The sequence below is a fragment of the Haloferax sp. SDI50 genome, assembly GCF_059802635.1.
The window spans coordinates 1,370,053-1,387,725 of sequence record NZ_JBPULL010000001.1 but is presented as its reverse complement, the minus strand read 5'-3'; the positions used below and the strand labels follow the sequence as shown (position 1 = coordinate 1,387,725).

General features: G+C 60.3%; 15 protein-coding genes and 2 pseudogenes. 11 read left to right on the top strand and 6 right to left on the bottom strand.

Annotated elements, in window-relative coordinates:
• The 4 genes from ACSR87_RS07175 to ACSR87_RS07160 are packed head-to-tail and all read left to right on the top strand — an operon-like array spanning window position 1 to window position 3,235.
• Window positions 1-660, top strand: a complete 660-nt coding sequence (locus ACSR87_RS07175; RefSeq protein WP_498530001.1) for an AroM family protein — start codon at window positions 1-3, stop codon at window positions 658-660.
• Window positions 661-1,608, top strand: a complete 948-nt coding sequence (locus tag ACSR87_RS07170; protein ID WP_498530000.1) for an aminopeptidase — start codon at window positions 661-663, stop codon at window positions 1,606-1,608.
• Window positions 1,605-2,576 carry a nitroreductase family protein gene (locus ACSR87_RS07165; RefSeq protein ID WP_498529999.1) on the top strand — a complete coding sequence of 324 codons (972 nt, stop codon included), beginning with the start codon at window positions 1,605-1,607 and terminating at the stop codon, window positions 2,574-2,576. Before ACSR87_RS07170 ends, ACSR87_RS07165 begins: the two co-directional genes overlap by 4 nt.
• The gene (locus tag ACSR87_RS07160) at window positions 2,576-3,235 is read left to right on the top strand and encodes an aspartate/glutamate racemase family protein (RefSeq protein WP_498529998.1); all 660 of its coding nucleotides are present in this window, start codon (window positions 2,576-2,578) and stop codon (window positions 3,233-3,235) included. Before ACSR87_RS07165 ends, ACSR87_RS07160 begins: the two co-directional genes overlap by 1 nt.
• A gap of 176 nt (window positions 3,236-3,411) precedes the next feature.
• Here the strand turns inward: ACSR87_RS07160 and ACSR87_RS07155 are convergent.
• Window positions 3,412-3,564, bottom strand: a pseudogene (locus tag ACSR87_RS07155) (TrmB family transcriptional regulator); the annotation flags it as partial.
• Here ACSR87_RS07155 and ACSR87_RS07150 point away from each other — a divergent pair.
• Window positions 3,565-4,266, top strand: a pseudogene (locus ACSR87_RS07150) (TrmB family transcriptional regulator); the annotation flags it as partial. It lies immediately after the preceding pseudogene.
• Here the strand turns inward: ACSR87_RS07150 and ACSR87_RS07145 are convergent.
• Window positions 4,214-4,642 carry a hypothetical protein gene (locus ACSR87_RS07145; protein ID WP_498529997.1) on the bottom strand — a complete coding sequence of 143 codons (429 nt, stop codon included), beginning with the start codon at window positions 4,640-4,642 and terminating at the stop codon, window positions 4,214-4,216. The pseudogene ACSR87_RS07150 and the gene ACSR87_RS07145 overlap by 53 nt on opposite strands.
• Window positions 4,643-5,009: 367 nt before the next feature.
• Between ACSR87_RS07145 and katG the strand changes: the two genes are divergently transcribed.
• On the top strand, window positions 5,010-7,166 hold the full coding sequence (katG, locus tag ACSR87_RS07140; RefSeq protein ID WP_498529996.1) for a catalase/peroxidase HPI: 2,157 nt from the start codon (window positions 5,010-5,012) through the stop codon (window positions 7,164-7,166).
• A 152-nt stretch (window positions 7,167-7,318) separates the two neighbouring features.
• Here katG and ACSR87_RS07135 read toward each other — a convergent pair whose 3' ends face one another.
• Window positions 7,319-9,055 (bottom strand): methyl-accepting chemotaxis protein, encoded by a 1,737-nt coding sequence (locus ACSR87_RS07135; protein ID WP_498531046.1) that lies wholly within the window; start codon window positions 9,053-9,055, stop codon window positions 7,319-7,321.
• 786 nt (window positions 9,056-9,841) lie between these two features.
• Here ACSR87_RS07135 and ACSR87_RS07130 point away from each other — a divergent pair.
• The 5 genes from ACSR87_RS07130 to ACSR87_RS07110 all read left to right on the top strand — a co-directional run bounded on the left by ACSR87_RS07130 (window position 9,842) and on the right by ACSR87_RS07110 (window position 15,637).
• Window positions 9,842-10,987 (top strand): Fic family protein, encoded by a 1,146-nt coding sequence (locus ACSR87_RS07130; protein ID WP_498529995.1) that lies wholly within the window; start codon window positions 9,842-9,844, stop codon window positions 10,985-10,987.
• Window positions 10,988-11,036: 49 nt separating this feature from the next.
• Window positions 11,037-12,365, top strand: coding sequence for a hypothetical protein (locus ACSR87_RS07125; RefSeq protein WP_498529994.1), 1,329 nt, complete (start codon window positions 11,037-11,039; stop codon window positions 12,363-12,365).
• A 655-nt stretch (window positions 12,366-13,020) separates the two neighbouring features.
• On the top strand, window positions 13,021-13,311 hold the full coding sequence (locus tag ACSR87_RS07120; RefSeq protein ID WP_498529993.1) for a winged helix-turn-helix domain-containing protein: 291 nt from the start codon (window positions 13,021-13,023) through the stop codon (window positions 13,309-13,311).
• Complete coding sequence (locus ACSR87_RS07115) at window positions 13,308-14,252, top strand: hypothetical protein (protein ID WP_498529992.1); 945 nt, start codon at window positions 13,308-13,310, stop codon at window positions 14,250-14,252. The genes ACSR87_RS07120 and ACSR87_RS07115 overlap by 4 nt, the downstream gene beginning before the upstream one ends.
• A gap of 902 nt (window positions 14,253-15,154) precedes the next feature.
• Window positions 15,155-15,637 (top strand): hypothetical protein, encoded by a 483-nt coding sequence (locus tag ACSR87_RS07110; protein ID WP_498529991.1) that lies wholly within the window; start codon window positions 15,155-15,157, stop codon window positions 15,635-15,637.
• Window positions 15,638-15,663: 26 nt separating this feature from the next.
• On the opposite strand, the gene ACSR87_RS07105 is transcribed toward ACSR87_RS07110, so the two are convergent.
• The 3 genes from ACSR87_RS07105 to ACSR87_RS07095 form a co-directional block, all read right to left on the bottom strand.
• Window positions 15,664-15,933 (bottom strand): DUF8053 family protein, encoded by a 270-nt coding sequence (locus ACSR87_RS07105; RefSeq protein WP_498529990.1) that lies wholly within the window; start codon window positions 15,931-15,933, stop codon window positions 15,664-15,666.
• Between the two features lie 508 nt (window positions 15,934-16,441).
• Window positions 16,442-16,831, bottom strand: coding sequence for a Fic family protein (locus ACSR87_RS07100; RefSeq protein ID WP_498529989.1), 390 nt, complete (start codon window positions 16,829-16,831; stop codon window positions 16,442-16,444).
• A gap of 317 nt (window positions 16,832-17,148) precedes the next feature.
• Window positions 17,149-17,511 carry a hypothetical protein gene (locus tag ACSR87_RS07095; RefSeq protein ID WP_498529988.1) on the bottom strand — a complete coding sequence of 121 codons (363 nt, stop codon included), beginning with the start codon at window positions 17,509-17,511 and terminating at the stop codon, window positions 17,149-17,151.
• Window positions 17,512-17,673: the final 162 nt, after the last annotated feature.

The window sequence follows — 17,673 nt, the reverse complement described above, 5'->3', positions numbered from 1 at the left end:
ATGTCGACGCTCGGACTCGTGACCATCGGGCAGGCCCCCCGGACCGACGTGACGCCTGACATCGCGGCGGCGCTCCCGCCCGAGGTGGACATCGTTGAGGTCGGCGCGCTCGACCGGTTCGACTCGGCGGCCGAGGTCGAGGCCGCGGTCGGCCCGCGCGATGGACAGCCGGTGTACGTCTCGCGGCTGGCCGACGGCACGGCCGTCACCGTCGACCGCGAGTCGGTCGTCGAACTCCTCGGAGAGCGCATCCGCGACCTCGAATCCGAGGTGACGGCCATCGGCGTCCTCTGTACGGGTCACTTCCCGCGGTTCGACGTCAGCGTGCCCGTCTTCGAGCCGAGCGACCTGCTTTCGGCGTGGGTCTCGACCATCCTCGACGGGGGGACCCTCGGCGTCATCATGCCCAAGGAGGAACAGGAGGCCATGACGTTCGAGAAGTGGGCCGACTACGACCTCGTCACCGCCGCCGGGTCGCCGTACGCCGACGAAGACGAGGTGTCCGCCGCCGCCGCCGAAATCGGCACCGACGCCGACCTCATCGTGATGGACTGCATGGGCTACACGCCCGAGATGAAAGCGACCGTCCGCGAGATTACGGGCACGGGCGTCCTGCTCGGGCGGTCGGTGCTGGCGAAGACCGCCGAGGAGGTGCTCTGAATGGCCGACCATCGCGAGGTGGCGACGCGACTCCTCACCGAGAACATGAACGCCGCCCCCGGTGAGACGCTCCTCGTCGTGACCGACACCGACACGAACCACATCGGCCGGGCGCTGTTCGAGGCGGGGGTCGACCTCGGCTTGGAGTCCGGCCTGTTCGAGATTCCGCCGATGGAGCGAAACGGGATGGAGCCGCCGGCGTCGGTCGCCCGAGCGATGGAGTCGGCCGACGTCGTCGTCTGTCCGACCAGCGCGTCGCTGACCCACACGCGGGCGAGAGAGGCCGCGACCGAGGCCGGCGCTCGCGTCGCCACGATGCCCGGCATCACGGACCAGATGTTCAGCGCGGGCGCGATTACGGCCGACTACGAGGAGGTCGAACGCCTGACGGCGGCGCTCACGGAGAAGCTCACCGCGGCCGACGAGGCCCGCATCGAGGCCGGCGGCGCGTCGGCGACGATGTCGCTTTCGGGTCGCGACGGGATTCCGAGCGACGGCATCATTGCCGACCCCGGCGACTCCGGCAACCTCCCGTCCGGCGAGAGCTACGTCGCGCCGGTCGAGGGGACGGCCACCGGCACGCTCGTCTTCGACGGCGGCCTCGCGGGCGTCGGCGTCCTCGACGACCCGCTGACGGTCGAACTCGACGCGGGGCGTATCGCGTCCGTCGAGGGCGCGGCCGCCGACGAGTTCCTCGATGCGACGAGCGGCGACGACTGCGCCCGACGGGTGTGCGAACTCGGCCTCGGGACGAACCCCGCGGCGAGCATCATCGGGACCGTCCTCGAAGACGAGAAGGTGTACGGCACCTGCCACGTCGCCTTCGGGGACAACCTCGGCTTCGGCGGGACCATCGACTGCGACTCGCATCTCGACGGCGTCATCCTCGAACCGACGGTTTCGCTCGACGGCGACGTCGTCGTCGCCGACGGCGAGGTGCGCGTGTGAGCGACCTGGACCGGACGCCCTCGGTCGGTGACCGCGAGGGCACGGACCGCACGGAGCGCGCAGGCCACACAGACCACGCGGACCGACCCGCCCTCGCCGCGGCGGCCGACGAGGTTCCGGACCTCGCGCCGTGGTTGGCGCGCCGCGCCACGGTCCGCCAGTTCGACGCCGACGCCGAGATACCCGACGACGAGGTCCGCGCGATGGTCGACGCCGGGCGTAAGGCCCCGACGAGCGGGACGACCCAGATGTACTGTTTCGTCTGGATACGCGACTCCGACCGTCGCGAGCGGATTCACGAACTGTGTAGCCGCGGCACCGTGCAGGTCGAGGAGGCGAGCCACTTCCTTCTCGTCTGCATCGACCTCCGCCGGATTCGACTGTTGTTGGAACACCGCGACCGCGAGTTCCGGACGACGCCCGCAATGGGGCTGTTGGAGGGGTCGATAGACGCCTCGCTGGCCGCGATGGGCGTGATGCTGGCCGCCGAGAGCCGCGGCTACGGCGTCTGTCCCATCGGCAACATCCTGAACAACCTCACCGAAGTCGCCGCGACGGCCGACCTTCCGTCGGGCGTCCTGCCGATTTTCGGGCTCTGTCTCGGCGTCCCGCGTCACGGCGAGGCGACCGAGAACGCTCCGCGGGTCCCGCTCGACACGGTGCTCCACGAGGGCGGCTACCGCGACGCCACCGACGACCAACTCGACGCCTGCTACGACGCGATGAACGAGATGTACGGCGACAGCGTCTACGGCGACGACCGCCGCGAGTGGCAGGAGACGCTCGAACGCTACTGGGGGCCGAACGGCTTCATGAACCGCCGCGAGGGCGAACTGCTCGACGCGCTCCGCCAGCAGGGGTTCTTCGAGGCCCGCGGCATCGACGAGCCGGCGGACGCGGACGCGTTGGACGCGGAGTCGGATGCGCCGGACCCGGACGCCGACCGGAACGGCGGGGGTGCCGACTGATGGCCGAACTCGGCGTCCTCCGCGTGCTCACGCTGGACGACCCGGAGGAGATCGCCCGCCACGGGCGACTCGTCGAGCAGCAGTACCCGCACGTCTCGACGCTGTCGCGGTGTATTCCCGATCACCCCGAGGGGATTCCGAACGCGGCCGCCGAGGTCGACGCGCTCCCGTACATCGAGGCGCTCGGCCGCGAGATGGCGGCCGAAGTCGATGCGCTCTGTATCAGTTGCGCGCTCGACCCCGGCGTGGAGGCGCTCGGTGAAACGCTCGACATCCCAGTCGTCGGCGCGGGCGCGAGCGTGGCGGCCGTCGCGTCCGCCCGCGGCGAGCGCGTCGGGACGCTCGGCCTCGAAAACGGGGCCGGGTCGAGCATCCGACACCTACTCGGCGACCGACTCGCGGCCGAGGCAGTCGTCGAGGGCGCGGCGACGACGACCCACCTCACGACCGACGACGGGCGGGCGGCGATTCGCGCGGCGGTCGACCGCCTCGTCGACGCCGGCTGCGACGTCGTCGCGCCGAGCTGTACCGGCATCTCCTCGTCGGGCGCGATTCCCGACGCGCGGGCCGACGCTCCGATACCCATCGTCGACCCTGTCGTGGCGATGGGCGCGGTGGCGACGACCGCGGTCGCGCCGCCGCGTCCACCACGGCAGTAAGCTGCCGGACCACCCCGATGGCATTCCGCGCCGCTCGCGCCGCGCTCGGGGTCACGCGCGAGCGATTTTCTCGACAGTCGTCGGTCGATTGTACCGAGCCGCAGTAACGAGGTTCCGACTTCGAACGCTTCCGTCTCCGTGTTTCGAACCGCCCAAAGAGTCGGCCGGCCCCCGTCTCAGTCGTCGAGGTCGTCGTTTTCGAGCCGCCACGTGAATATCGCCCGGAGCACCGCGACGAGGCTGTTCGTCTCGCCGGCTCCCCAAATCGCCGTCTCCGAGCGGGGCTCCGACGGAGCCGCGTCTCTGCCGTTGACGAGCACGCTCACGATCGCGTCTCGACGGGCACGGCGAAGCAACTCAGCGAGATTACCGACGTACCGCGGACTCGCGTGTACGACGCGGTTCGCGTGCTGGAGGCGCAGGGGCTCGTCGAAGTCCAGCACTCGAGTCCGCAGCGGTTTCGGGCCGTTCCGCTCGCGGAGGCGACCGAGACGCTCCGTGCGCAGTATCAAAACCGAATCGACCGGCTCACGAACGCGCTGGAGCGGACCGACAGAATCGACTCGGACAAACAGGGCTCGGTTCAGGAAGTCTGGGCGATGTCCGGGGCCGAGGCCATCGCGAACCGAACGCACAAGCTCATCGACGACGCGGACGACGAAATCGTGCTCGTTCTCGGTGACGACTCGCTTCTGACCGACCGGTTCGTCGATGACCTGAACGCCCGAGCCGAGGCTGTGGACGTGCTCATCGGGGCGGCGACCGAATCCCTGCGACAGCAGGTGCGGGCGGCCGTCCCGAGCGCGACGACGTTCGTCTCCGGCCTTGAGTGGCTCCGCGGCGAGAAAACCGCCGAGAACCTCGCTATCGGCCGGCTCTTACTCGTCGACCGCTCGTCGATTCTCGTCAGCACCATCGTCCCCGCCACCGGCGAAGAACACGCGATTTTCGGCAGTGGGTTCCAGAACGGCCTCATCGTCATCTCGCGTCGGTTGCTGTCCCAGGGATTGCTCGGCCGCGACTCGGATTAATCCGCTCACGACGCTGCCGTTCGTTCGCACGTCGGTTCGCTCGACGACGCCTACAGTACGTCGTCCGGCAGTTTTTTTTTCGGTGGTCGTCGATGACGCGCAACAGCGGTTCGATATCGTCGAAGCGCGGACCTCTGCGGATATCGTACCAGTTCCCGCTCGGCTCGATGAGGCCCATCCGTTCGAGCTTCGGGAGGTGCACGTGGTACATCTCCAGTTTCAGTTCCCGCGCGTCGGTTCCTGGAAGTGTGTGGTCAGCGTCGAACGTGTTGTCGGGGCCCGCTCTGAGAAGCGCGAGAAGCAGTAGACGTCGTTCGACGTGTTGAATAGCCGTAAGTTGCGTGTCAAACGAGAGTGCCGTTGCTTCATCGTCCATGGTGCACGCGAATACGGCGGCAGTATTGTTCAATGCCACACAAATTCACGTAGTGGGTCTTTTTGATTATCCGAGTGAGGTGCGGGTATCTCAGTACGGTTGGACTCCTTTCGAGGACCCGAAACCGGCCGTTTCCGACTTCCCACCCGTTTTCACCTCCGATTCGGCGGCCGGGTGGCGGAAGGTGGACGCGCCGAGCGCCACAACCTATCACCCGCCTTTCTAGTTGTGATTTACTGATAGACTACCTACTAATAGTGAGCCATACCGAGAATTATTCATAAAGTAAAAAGATTGCTTTGTCTATAACCAAGAGTTAATTCAAAATCAGTCAATTTTATCACCCAAAAGCGGTAACCGTTGGTGTATGAGTGGCTCTGACCATAACTGGTGGCCAAACCAGTTAGACCTCGAAATTCTCGACCAGAACGCACAACAGACCGACCCGATGGGCGAGGAGTTCGACTACGCCGAGGAGTTCCAGAAGCTCGACTACGAGCAGGTGAAAGCCGACCTCGAAGAGCTGATGACCGACTCGCAGGACTGGTGGCCGGCGGACTACGGCCACTACGGTCCCCTCTTTATCCGGATGGCGTGGCACAGCGCCGGGACGTACCGCGCCCACGACGGCCGCGGCGGCGCGTCCGGCGGACACCAGCGTCTCCCGCCGATTAGCAGTTGGCCGGACAACGTGAACCTCGACAAGGCGCGCCGACTCCTCTGGCCCGTCAAGAAGAAGTACGGGAACCAGCTCTCGTGGGGCGACCTCATCGTCCTCGCCGGCAACGTAGCCCTCGAATCGATGGGCTTCGAGACGTTCGGCTTCGCGGGCGGCCGCGCCGACGACTATGTCGGCGACAAGGCCCCCAGTTGGGGTCCGGAAGACGAGTGGGAGACGACCTCTCCCGACCGCTTCGATGAGGACGGCAACCTCAAGGAGCCGCTCGGGAACACCGTGATGGGTCTCATCTACGTCAACCCCGAGGGTCCCAACGGCGAACCCGACCTCGAAGGCTCCGCGAAGAACATCCGCCAGACGTTCAGCGGCATGGCGATGAACGACAAGGAGACCGTCGCGCTCATCGCCGGCGGCCACACCTTCGGGAAGGTTCACGGCGCGGACTCCGGCGACAACCTCGAAGCCGAGCCCGAGGCGGCTCCCGTCGAGGAACAGGGCCTCGGCTGGAAGAACAACCACGGCTCCGGAAAGGGCCCCGACACCATCACCAGCGGCATTGAGGGCCCGTGGACCAGCGCGCCCACCCAGTGGGACATGGGCTACGTCGCCAACCTGCTCGACTACGAGTGGGAGGCCCACAAGGGCCCCGGCGGTGCGTGGCAGTGGCGGCCGGCCGACGAGTCGCCCGCGGACAAGATTCCGGACGCGGCTCCGGACGCGCACCTCCCCGACCAGTTCGTCGACCCGATGATGCTCACCACCGACATCGCGCTGAAGAAGGACCCCGACTTCCGCGCGGTGCTCGAGGAGTTCCGAGAGGACCCCGCGGAGTTCCAGGAGTCGTTCGCCAAGGCGTGGTACAAACTCCTCCACCGCGACATGGGCCCGCCGTCCCGGCTCTACGGTCCCGAGGTCCCGGACGAAGCGATGCTGTGGCAGGACCCCATCCCGGACGCCGACTACGACCTCATCGACGACGAGGACGCCGAGGAGCTCAAAGCCGAGCTTCTCGATTCAGGGCTCTCTGTCTCCCAGTTGGTCAAGACGGCGTGGGCCTCGGCGTCCACCTACCGCGACAGCGACAAGCGCGGCGGCGCGAACGGCGCGCGCATCCGCCTCGAACCCCAGCGTAGCTGGGAAGTCAACGAGCCCGACCAGCTCGCCGACGTGCTCGGCACCCTCGAAGAGATTCAGGAGTCGTTCAACGGCGCGCGGTCCGACGACACCCGCGTCTCGCTCGCGGACCTCATCGTGCTGGGCGGCGCTGCGGCCATCGAGGAGGCGGCGGCCGACGCCGGCTACGACGTCGAAGTGCCGTTCGAGCCCGGCCGGACCGACGCGTCGCAGGAACAGACCGACGTCGAGTCCTTCGAGATGCTCAAGCCCGACGCCGACGGCTTCCGCAACTACATCGCGGACGACGTCGACGAGCGCCCCGAGGACCTGCTCGTCGACAAGGCTGACCTGCTCGACCTCTCGGCGCACGAGATGACCGTCCTCGTCGGCGGCATGCGCGCGCTGGGCGCGAACTACCAGGACTCCGACCTCGGCGTCCTCACCGACGAGCCCGAGACGCTCACGAACGACTTCTTCGAGAACCTGCTCGACATGGACTACGAGTGGGAGCCGGTCTCGGACGACCAGTACCTGTACGAAGTCCGCGACCGCGAGACGGGCGAGGTCGAGTGGGAGGCCACCCGCTTCGACCTCATCTTCGGCTCGAACTCCCGCCTGCGCGCCATCGCGGAAGTGTACGGCGGCGACGACGGCGAAGCAGAGTTCGTCGAGGACTTCGTCGCGACGTGGCACAAGGTCATGAGCCACGACCGCTTCGACCTCGAATAACTGCGCTCCCCGCCGCGTTCGGTCGCGGTTGCGGCGCGCGAAATCGGTTCCCGCCGCGGCGTCTGCGGTCGCGGTCGCCGTTGCGGGCTGACGGCTGACTTTTTCGCTCGCTTTTTTCGCTCTCACTCGGTCCCCGAGCGACTGCCGGCGAGTCAGTCGTCGGCCGGAACCTCGCAGTCGAACGTTTCGAGCCGTGCTTGCAGGCCGCCGGTCTGGTCCCTGAGTTCGTCGAGTTGTTCCCGAACCCCCGAAATCGTCGCCGCTCTGGACTCGGCTTGGCTCGCCAGCGCGTCGCTCTGTTCTGCGATATCCCGCGAGCGGTCGGCGACGCCGATGATTGCGTCGACCACCTCTTCGGTCGTCCGCGCGCCGTCGTCGGTCGCCGTGGCGACCTCGTCGACCGACATATCGACGCTCTCGACGATGTCCGAGACCGCCGCGAACGCTTCTGCGGCGTCGGTCGTCGTCGATCGGCCCGTTTCGAGCTGCGCCTTCGTCTGTTTCATCTCCGTCTGTACGCGCGCCACGTCTTCGATTGTCTCGGTTATCGTCCGCTCGATGGCCGCCGAGTGGTCCTGAGTCTCGTCGGCGAGGGATTTCACCTCCTCTGCGACGACCGCGAACCCCTCGCTGCCGTCCGAGGCGCGGGCGGCCTCGATGTTGGCGTTGAGCGCGAGCGTGTTCGTCTGCTCGGCGATCGACTCGATGAGGTCGGTGCTCTTCGAGACGTCGTCCATCCGGTCGTCGAGCGACTCGACCAGCGACGCGAGTTCTTCGACGCTCCGTTCGACGCTCTCGATTGCCTCGATAGCCGCCGCCGCAGTTCCCGTGCCCGCCTCGGCGGCCTCCGCAGCGTCGCTCGCCTCGCCCGAGACCTGGTCGGCGTTCGCGGCGATTTCCTCGATTGTCGCCGACAGACTGCTCAGCTCGTCGGTCGTGGATTCGAGGTCGTGAGCCTGCTCGCGCACCTCCGTGGCGAACGACCCCACGTCGGCCGCGAGCTGTCGTTGCGTCCGTTCGAGCGTTTCGGCGTCGTCGTGAACCGACCGCGTCGTCCGCTCGACGGTCGCCGCGAACGCTCGGAGATCGACGATAGTCGACGAGAGGTCGCGCTTCATCGCCGTGAACGCGTCGCTGATGGCTTCGATGGCCTCGATATCCGACCCTTCGGGCGGGTTCGCGGTGAAATCCCCCTCCGAGACGGCGTCCATGGCCGCAGCGAGTTCGTCGGCCTGCACCATCAACTGCTCGTTCAGGCGCTCGACTTCGGCTTTCGCCTTCTCGCTGTCTTCGAGGCTCTGCATCCTCTGTCTGGTCTCCTCGCGGGAGCGCTCGACAGAGAACCAGTTCGTGACTAACGCCGACGCGAGCATGAGGATGAACACCGCGTGGACGAGCCCCCAGCCCATCGGGTTCGCGATGGCGTCGGGGTGGTTGTACACCGCTTCCGGGTGGTCCATGCCGAAGACGCCGTGCTGGATGGCGACGTACAGGATGCCGACGACGAACGGGAGCCAGTCCTCATAGACCGCGAGGACGGCCACGATGACGAAAAAGTGGAAGTGCGCCTCGATGTAGCCGCCCGAGAAGTAGACGAGCAGAGCCGAACACGTCAGCAACCCGATTGATGCGAAACCGCTCCGCATCCGGCGCGGGAGCCACGGGAGCCACGCGAACAGCGCCAACCCCACGACCGCTCCGACGCCAAGCAAGACGTGCTCGGCGGGCGCGGCGGCGAGCGTCGCACCCGTGACGTACGGCTCCGACCCGGTGAAGTTCCCGAGAAAGTACAAAAGCGGCGCGTGCGCCACGAGGAAGACGAGGATGTTTCGGTGACGCGCCCGCCACGACTCGCTCGGGATCGAGTCCCCCTGCGGGACGTATCTCACTGCGTCTCGGAGCCGCTGTCGCCACCGCCCCACACCGCGTCGAGGGTTCTGCGTGTCCGCTGTCGGCGTTCCCATACCCCTCCCCTTCGACTTCGGGGTGAAATGAATTGCCGCTCGTTTATCAGCGTTGATTCTGCTACCGGGAGAATTTCTCTCTAAAACCGATATATTGTGGTATTTGTAGGATTTCGACAGCCAATTATTTAACTTCCGACACGTTTCCGTGTGGTCGACGGAACCCGTCGTTTGATGGCTATCGGCGGGGGTAGCGTGCAGTGAGCATCCGACCAGAGTTGGGTGGTTCGGTACAAGGTGAGCCCTCTCGTTCACACGAAACGGCACAAAACGGACCCGACGGGATTCCCGCGAGCGAAGCGAGCGGGAAGTCGTCGGGGGAGTGAGGCCGAAGGCCGAACGGACCCGACGGGCTTTCGTACGGTGAATGGACGGAGTCTAGATTTCAGTGGATTGAGGGTCTGTACGGCGCATTTTTCAGCGTGGTCAACAAGTCTCATTTTTGGCTTCATTCCGTTCGAAATCTGAACGTCGGCATTTATCTCCCGGACAGAACGATTCGTTGTCAAACCGTCTCCTTGCTAGTAGACAACGGTGACTCGAACACGTTTTCTTGTTCAGTAGTTTAAATAGTAGTTTCACAAAATCTGGGATCACTGACTACTATTCCAAATTCTCCGGGTTGCTCTGTACATGCTGCGTCTCGTTTCCCAATCTTGTTCAATTGGTATATCCGTAGTTATACATGCTGGCGCCCAGTATTGGATGAAAATGCGGACGAAGAAGCTCCCAAAGGAGGTACCGGGGAAATACGTCGAGTACCATCCGCGTCCGTACTACTCACTAGACCCGCTTCCTCCAGAGCCGAAAATCGAACTCCCCGACGAGACACACGACCTCGTCGCCGACGCAGCCTACCAGATTGGCCGTGTCGATGGCATCAGTTCGACGGTCGATTTCGCTGCCGTCCTCTATACGACGCTCATCCGAATCGAGGCAGTCGAGTCGGCCCGAATCGAGGGCGCAGAAGTCGATTATCAGGACGTCGCCGCGTTCCACACGAAACACGAAGACAGCGCCGATGCAGAGGAACAAAGCAAGGACTTGCGTGAGGCCCTGAACTACGAGGAGGCGCTTCTGTACGGTATCGACCACGTCGAAGGCGGGGGCGAACTCACGCTCGATTTGATTACACATCTTCACGAGATGCTTCTCGATGGTGTCCGTAACGAGGGCGATGTCGTCGGAGAGTTCCGTGACCACATGGTCCGGCTCGATAGTCCAAACCCAGCCAAAGACCCGTTTATTCCTCCGTCGGCGTCGTCTCTCGATGACCTCATGTCTTCGCTCGTCGAGTACGTCGAGTCGGACGGTGAGTACCACTCACTCGTCGACGCCGCGATTATCCACTACTTCTTCGAGACGGTCCACCCGTTTTCGGATGGGAACGGTCGTCTCGGCAGACTCGTCATCATCCTCTATCTGGTTGACCAAGGCTACATCGAGAGTCCGTACATCTATCCGAGTGCCTACTTCAACCGGAACAAGGTCGAGTACGTCGAGAAGATGCGCGCCGTGAGCGAGCAGGGTGAATGGGTCGAGTGGATCGACTTCTTCCTCGAAGCGCTCCGGTCGCAGGCCGAAGAGTCGTACGACCGCACGTGGGCACTCAAAGAACTGCAGTCGAGGTACGAGACGGACTACGCCGGAAACACGTCGACAGACCAGTTCGCCCGCAAATTGCTCGAAATCCCGTACTTCACGGCGAACGACATCGTCCGGGAACTCGACGTATCACGTGGAACTGCGTACAACGTCATCGAGAACCTCGAAGACGCCGGTCTCATCGAAGAAGTGACCGGGGCCGAGTGGGGCCGAGAGTACAAGGCGGTCGACGTGTTCGACGTGTTCGAGTAGGCCGCTTCGGCGCGAAGGTTTAAGTCATAAACCGGGACCATCCCGGTTTATGAACCGTCGAACGTTCCTCACCTCGCTCGCACTCGCATCGACTGCCGGTTGTACGACGACGAAGTCTGATTCGGCCGTTGCATCGTCCGGGGAGGACACATCTCCATCCTCCGAGGCGACGACGAGTGGACCAGTACAACGCCCGGTTGGGGAGTCGTACTCACGGCCCGATGGTGCTACCATTGTGGTTGCATCCGCTCGGTTCACTGGAGCAGCACGGTTGGTCGACGGAACCACAATCAGCCCAGAGGAGGGTAACGCTTTGATCTTAGCTGACGCCCGGGCAACGAATACGGGTGAATCGGTCGTCGACCTCCCTTCTCGTGACTCCCTGGCACTTATCACCGGTGGGAGCCAGTACCGACCTCTCAAACCGAAGGGGAAACCGGGCGGGGAACCGACGCTGTCGTTCCCGTTCGGTGGGGCACTTTATGAAACAGTCGAAGACGCCCATCCTAACGCCACCGCGCTGGGCTGGGTTTTCTTCGAGGTCCCGGCTGACTCGACGGATTTCCGTCTATCACTCTCCGATTCACGTTCGTCTACCGTGGAAGCATATTGGGAAGGGTCGGTTGACCCGAGTTCACTCCCGGACATGGAGGTCACGTCGCTCGACGCCCCGGAAGAACACGTCAACGGTGGCGAAATAGAGTTCTCTGTGTCGGTGACTAATACAGGCGGAAGCCCTGGGCTGTTCAATCAACGGTTCTCTGTCGTGCGGAGCAACGTGCCGAACGCACCGGGCGGCATACTCGATGCGACGGTCGAACCCGGAGAGACGGTGACGATCAAAAAAACGCTTCCAGCAAAAGGGGTTCAAGACGTAACAATCGCAGTGCCTCCCGCGTTCGAGAAAACGACTCACGTCGTTCCCACGAAGGCACAGTTTGGAAGCTCTCACGAGCTACCGAACGGTGTCAAACTTCGGGTAGACAAACCGATAGTCAGTGATACGGTTTGGGTCGAGGAAAACGGAGGTGGCTTCGAGAACCGTTCGATCGACAGACGCTCGTTCGCTGTCTTCGAGATAACTGCGTGGAACCCGACGGATTCGACCATCTCAGAACCCGACAAGGACTGGTTCGAAGTCGAAGGCAACGGGTTCGTCGATTCGAATTCGAATCGTGGGTTCGCCCGTGGACTACGTGAACCAGTCGAGATGCCATACTTTCGTGGTTCGCGTGAGATTGCCCCCGGAGAAACGACGAATGGTGTCCTCTACTTCGACGTTCCAAAGAACACGAGTACTGGCGACATCGCTTGTCGAGTGAAATGGCCGGTGACGGAACGTGCGAACATGGTCTGTGAATGGAAGATGGGCGAATAACCCAGACGCACAGTTGCATCTCCCGATGAAAATTTGGACGAGACGTATTCGAATACCTTCTAGTTCGCTAAATGGTGTGCCTGAGCACCGAATGAAATCGCGGACAGCTCGTTCGTTGGATTGGTGAGTGGCTTTCTGGAGTCTCTGAGCACCAAATATACAGTTTTAGGAAATGATGGACTCGACGGAATGTAAGTAGTATGTACTGCTGGCATCCCAAATTCCGGAGACATCCTATTACCGCACCTCCCGAAGAACGCGACGACGAACCTCCATCCGCTCACGGTGCGTGCGCTTGTCGTAGTGCTTGTCAAGCACGTCCACAGACATGTTCATCCGCTCACTCACGATCTCGACCGGGACGCCGTCGTTCAGCGACTCGGTGATCGCACCGCGGCGAACGTCGTGCGGCGAGACCGTCGAAGGACAACGAGACGCTTTATCACGCCTATCGGCGGGCCTGCTGTTCCAGCAGTGAGGTCCGCTTCTGCGAAACCTATCGAACAGCGATAGGTGTGCGTAGGTGCTTCCGTATCCACACCAATAGAGTATAGTTACATGATTGTAACGGTGTGTTTGTTTTTCGAACCAGATAGTGTTTGGTAGAGCCTAAATCGCCTGAATTTTGTATTCTAGTGCGCGTTGTTAGAACCGAATGCGGAAACACGCAGATTGGTTGACACAGGCTGATGAGAGAATCCTAGAATTCGTTTCTGAATATGGGAACCATCCTCCAAAAGCGATCTGCGACCGATTAAGCGAGATTGGTGGTGGGATGAATTACAATCCGTCGTACATTCGCAGAGAATGTCGAAAGCTTGCTGACTATGGGCTTTTGAAAAACGTAGGGAGCGGGACGTACAGCCTCACGGAACTTGGTACTCAATTTCTCAACGGCCAAGTTGATGCATCAGAGATCACTGAGGACAGCGACGCAAATCAATGACCACCAGCCTCTTCCTAAAGTCAAAAGAGTACATCCCAGATCACGAATACTATGAGCACCACCCGTCGAAGACTCAATCAGTAAATATCGAAGTCAATCTCGAGGAGCCTTATTTCGAAGTCAAGACAAGAACGGAACACGACGAGCGGTACCAGACCCGAGAATACAGCGTCTACGTATATTTGGTACCGCACAAAGAGGAGCAACTTCTGCAACTCTTCAACTTTCTTCTCCAAGATAAACCAGATGATAGTGCAGAATCTGATTCACTTAATCTGAGTCTTAAGGAGGGTCACTACCACGACCGTCGTAACGACATTAAAAAGAGAATTAGCCATGTGCAGTTCTTCGCAAAGTGGAATCGTATTATAATCGAAACGATGTCTGGTGAGAACCCAGTCATTCCTTATTACAATATTGCCAACTACAACGCCCCAAAAGACCGCGATAATTTGGAAAAGTTACAGGAATTCATTACAAAGCTGAAGTCAAGACAAGACTCGAGAGCAGGTATTTCGCTAACGGAACTTGAGGCAGGTATCATTAAACAACTCGAAGATACCAAGTACGGTTCAGAGGCTGTTAAACATCTGTCTGAGGGTGATGGATGTCTGAGAAACAACCTACATCACCCAGCACTCACCTCGTATATACACGCGATTGAGTGGGCTGCAATAGCATATTTGGAAGATGCTTGCGAAGTTGATATCATCGGTAGAGAACAAGATGGCAACCTGTACTATTTCGCTAAGGGTGCTAATTCTGTAATTTCAGAACTGAAATCGAATACTACAATCGATCAAAAGACAATATCGAAGATTAAAAGCATGAACCGGGCAGAAAGAAGGTGGATGGCGCATCACAAGTCCGGTGAAGTGCTTGAATCAGAAGTTATTGCAATCCGCGAGCGGCTGTTTGAGTTGCTTAGACAATTGTTTTGACAGTCGGATTCTCTGCGAAATATATGCACTGGGGGGTGTTTTGCGTGGTTCTTGGGTAAACAAGCGTGGATCTTTTTTATACTTCGATGCCTGTGACGATAATCATCTCGGAGATCTTGACTGTTCGCTCCAAATCTATGCACAGCAATTTCGTTCACGCTGCTGATAGTGCGTACATCGAGGATATCGTATACATTCACGCCTGATCCCGGGGAGTCAGATGAAATCTATGCCTTCTAGATCTCTGGTCTGATTTAGTTCTGAGCAGCCTGCGCGTCATATACTCACCCTCATTTGAACCCGGTACTTCGGATAAGTCTCAAATAATGGAATATTTGTTCCACCTCCATTTTAGGCCGCCCTAGATGTTCTTGGAATTATACTGCTAGAACGCATCTGAAGGCCGTGATGTGGCTATTTTCCAGAACATGTAATCCAGAGTGACAGTATTATGTGTATCTTACATGTGTTGTTCATTCAGGGAAACTACTATATATGTTGGTGCGCTGCTAGCTAGCGAGAAAGATAGGTAAATCGCAATATCATCTGAGCCTTCCGAGGAGGACTCGGTTCCCGTTGCAGCGGGATCCGGGCACGCCCGAACCCAAGCCCTCACTCAGGAGAATACAATTCAGTTCTTTTACTGAGTGCAGATATAGATTTGGGTCGGCGAGATATATCCCCAAACCCCTAACAAATTGACCGCAAAATACGACCGACTAGCAGCACGAATTCGAGATCACGATATAAACCAAGGGTATACCCCCACGGTTGGTGACCAAATCACGTGTGCAATACAGTTGTACAAGAGAGACTTCGTTGAATCTAGTGGCAACGAAGTAGCGAAGTCTGAGATTGAAGAGTGGACTAACATCAAACTGAGCCACGATGTTGACTCAGTAATGAGCAACCTTTCCGAGACGGATGTCGTTAGTGTAGATGATTCTGGTGGGAAATTCGTTCTCAACAAAAGGCTGGACAAGGCGTTCTGGTCTTTCGAGGAGAATGTGACCGAAATTGATCGCATCCTTGATGAGGAGATCGAGGCACTCATCAACGACATTCGAGAGCGAGAGAAGACAGCACAACTCGCAGCAGATGGTGGTGAGGAGGACAGAAACTCACCATCGCTCCGTGAGATTGTTGCTGACGTTTTAGAAGTCGAACCGTTTGAGGTCGAACTAGCTCTACTTGAGAATCAATCGGCATACGAAAAGCTCGGAATGTACAGCTCGGTTACTAACCGCTTAGACTCCGAAGACGATCTCAAGATGGGCGATGGGTACGGATACATGGGCTGGCACTTTGTCGCTCATAAATACCAACTCAACAAGACGGGTGAGAGACTGGTCGAAAACGAACAACTAGACCAGGACTGGCAGTAAACCAACTGTAATCTCTTTCTACAGGCTTAGGGTAGTGTAGTTTCAGAGCAATCGATCCGGCGAATCTCTTGCCCGACCAGTCCTTGAACCAGCTCAGTCTCATGAAGCGGCTGGATCGGGCCGTCCTCCGGCACCGGTCGAACGACGTAGACACCTTTGCCGAGTCGCTGGACGTGCATGTTCTGGTCCTCGCGGTCCTCTTCGTCGGCAGCGATGACGCCATCGAGGACGAGATCGTCGCGGTCGAGTGCAACAAGCGGAGTGCCGTCGTGGTTTCGGAGCTTGCGGAATACCATTGTTGACACCTCACCGGCCACCCAATCCTACTTAGTTCTATCTCCAAAGTCACCCATTACGAATGCAGGCCGTGGTCGGTGTAGACCGTGAAATTACTAGACCGCGTACACTTCGAGCAACGGCCACCACCACACACCCCCTTGGCGACGTATAATTACTTACAGTATGGTTCGATTTGGTGGGGTTCCGGTGGTGGCCGGTCCCCGGTGATAACTCGATTTCGGGTGTTGGAGTGCTCGAGGAACTGCGAGATTGACGTGGGTCAAAGGTCACTCTGAGAGACGCGACTGGTGCTGGAAACAGCTGTCGCTCAGTCTTCTACTGCCGTTCAAAACAGGTGAGGAAATTCGTTCGCGAGTTACTCGTGAAGCGCGTCGAGCAGCTCGAAGTCCTCTTCGATGAACCGAGCAATCCGCTCTTCGTGGTCGTCGGATTCCTCGTCGGAGTGAGAGAGACTCATTGATTGAATAAATCAATGAAGTAGACCGGCTTGAGTCTTTCCGTGGTTCACGGCTCGAGTTTATCGTGGTCGAGATCTCCTGTTTCCAGCCAGATAGCGAGTTCTTCGGTATCGAAACGGCGAATTCGCTTCATCACCTGTATCGCGGTTTCTCCTGTGTCTGCTGGCTTCGCCCCATGGCGGTCCAGGTAGTCGCGCATCGTCAGCCATGCAGTCCGCTTGTTTCCGTCTTCGAAGTAGTGTTCCGTTGCGATTTCGCGCAGAAGTGCAGCGGCACGGGGGTATACCGGTTCGGACTCTGAGACCCTTCTGAGTAGCCGTTTGAATTTCAACCTCGGGGCAGCGACGCGCGTCCCACGATATTTGAGATCCCAATGCTCTTCCACAAGCTCGTGAGTCGTTAAGATCTCTTTGGCGGTGGGGAGTTCGTCGCTCACTACACCCGAGTCTACAGTAATTGGACATAAATGGGACGCTACGCGTCGCCCGACTAGGCGTGACGTTTCGAGCCCCTCTTCGCGTGCATCACCTGGAGGTGCGGAGGCGGAGGGTTATTTTTCCACAGTTGTGACGTTAGTCACACTCCCTAAGGGGGCTTTCCCGCCGAGCGGGACAGTACCCGCTCGATCTCCCTGAGCGCGGCCGCTCATGGGGAATCGAGGCTCCACCCGAAAACAGGGTTCAGCCCAAAATCGGTGAGTAGTATATAAAAGAAGGAACCGACCGAGAGCGTTGCCACTCAGGAGGCCACCGGCTACAGGTGCTTCCGAGCGACCGTGCTCTGCACGGGGCCGTACGCCCGGTCATAGGTCACAATCGCGTTGAGGAACCGCCGAGAGTCGAGTCCGGCGTCACACCACGCGCTGTATCCCTCCTCGAGCACGTCGGGCAGGTACTCGCCGGTCGCCGTGGAGTTCTTCGACTGAGTGAGCACCGTCCGGATACGAATCCGTACGCGGTCGTCTCGGTCGTCCATCCCGGCGACGACTTCCGCGCCGTAGCGGTTCAGCCAGTTCTGCAGCGCACGACCAGACCGCTCCAGGTCGCGGGGGTCGACGTTCAGTACGTTCTCGATCCGACCGGCGACCGAGTCCACCACGTCGTCCGCGATGCTCACCAGCTCGCGCACTTCCTGCGCGGTCTTCGAAGAGACCCACCTTACGACTCCACCATCGTTTTCGAGGAGTCCCGAGAGACGCTGCAGAACGCGGTAGATCGTCGTGGAGGACCAGCCGGTAGCAGTCGTGAGCCGGACGTTTTCTACATATAGAAAACGCCA

Bases quoted from the DNA above. Each gene is read 5' to 3' on its own strand.
- katG (WP_498529996.1), top strand. From the start codon at position 5,010: ATGAGTGGCTCTGACCATAACTGGTGGCCAAACCAGTTAGACCTCGAA.
- ACSR87_RS07110 (WP_498529991.1), top strand. From the start codon at position 15,155: ATGAGCAACCTTTCCGAGACGGATGTCGTTAGTGTAGATGATTCTGGT.
- ACSR87_RS07160 (WP_498529998.1), top strand. From the start codon at position 2,576: ATGGCCGAACTCGGCGTCCTCCGCGTGCTCACGCTGGACGACCCGGAG.
- ACSR87_RS07120 (WP_498529993.1), top strand. From the start codon at position 13,021: ATGCGGAAACACGCAGATTGGTTGACACAGGCTGATGAGAGAATCCTA.
- ACSR87_RS07170 (WP_498530000.1), top strand. From the start codon at position 661: ATGGCCGACCATCGCGAGGTGGCGACGCGACTCCTCACCGAGAACATG.
- ACSR87_RS07145 (WP_498529997.1), bottom strand. From the start codon at position 4,642: ATGGACGATGAAGCAACGGCACTCTCGTTTGACACGCAACTTACGGCT.
- ACSR87_RS07175 (WP_498530001.1), top strand. From the start codon at position 1: ATGTCGACGCTCGGACTCGTGACCATCGGGCAGGCCCCCCGGACCGAC.
- ACSR87_RS07115 (WP_498529992.1), top strand. From the start codon at position 13,308: ATGACCACCAGCCTCTTCCTAAAGTCAAAAGAGTACATCCCAGATCAC.
- ACSR87_RS07105 (WP_498529990.1), bottom strand. From the start codon at position 15,933: ATGGTATTCCGCAAGCTCCGAAACCACGACGGCACTCCGCTTGTTGCA.
- ACSR87_RS07130 (WP_498529995.1), top strand. From the start codon at position 9,842: ATGCGGACGAAGAAGCTCCCAAAGGAGGTACCGGGGAAATACGTCGAG.
- ACSR87_RS07125 (WP_498529994.1), top strand. From the start codon at position 11,037: ATGAACCGTCGAACGTTCCTCACCTCGCTCGCACTCGCATCGACTGCC.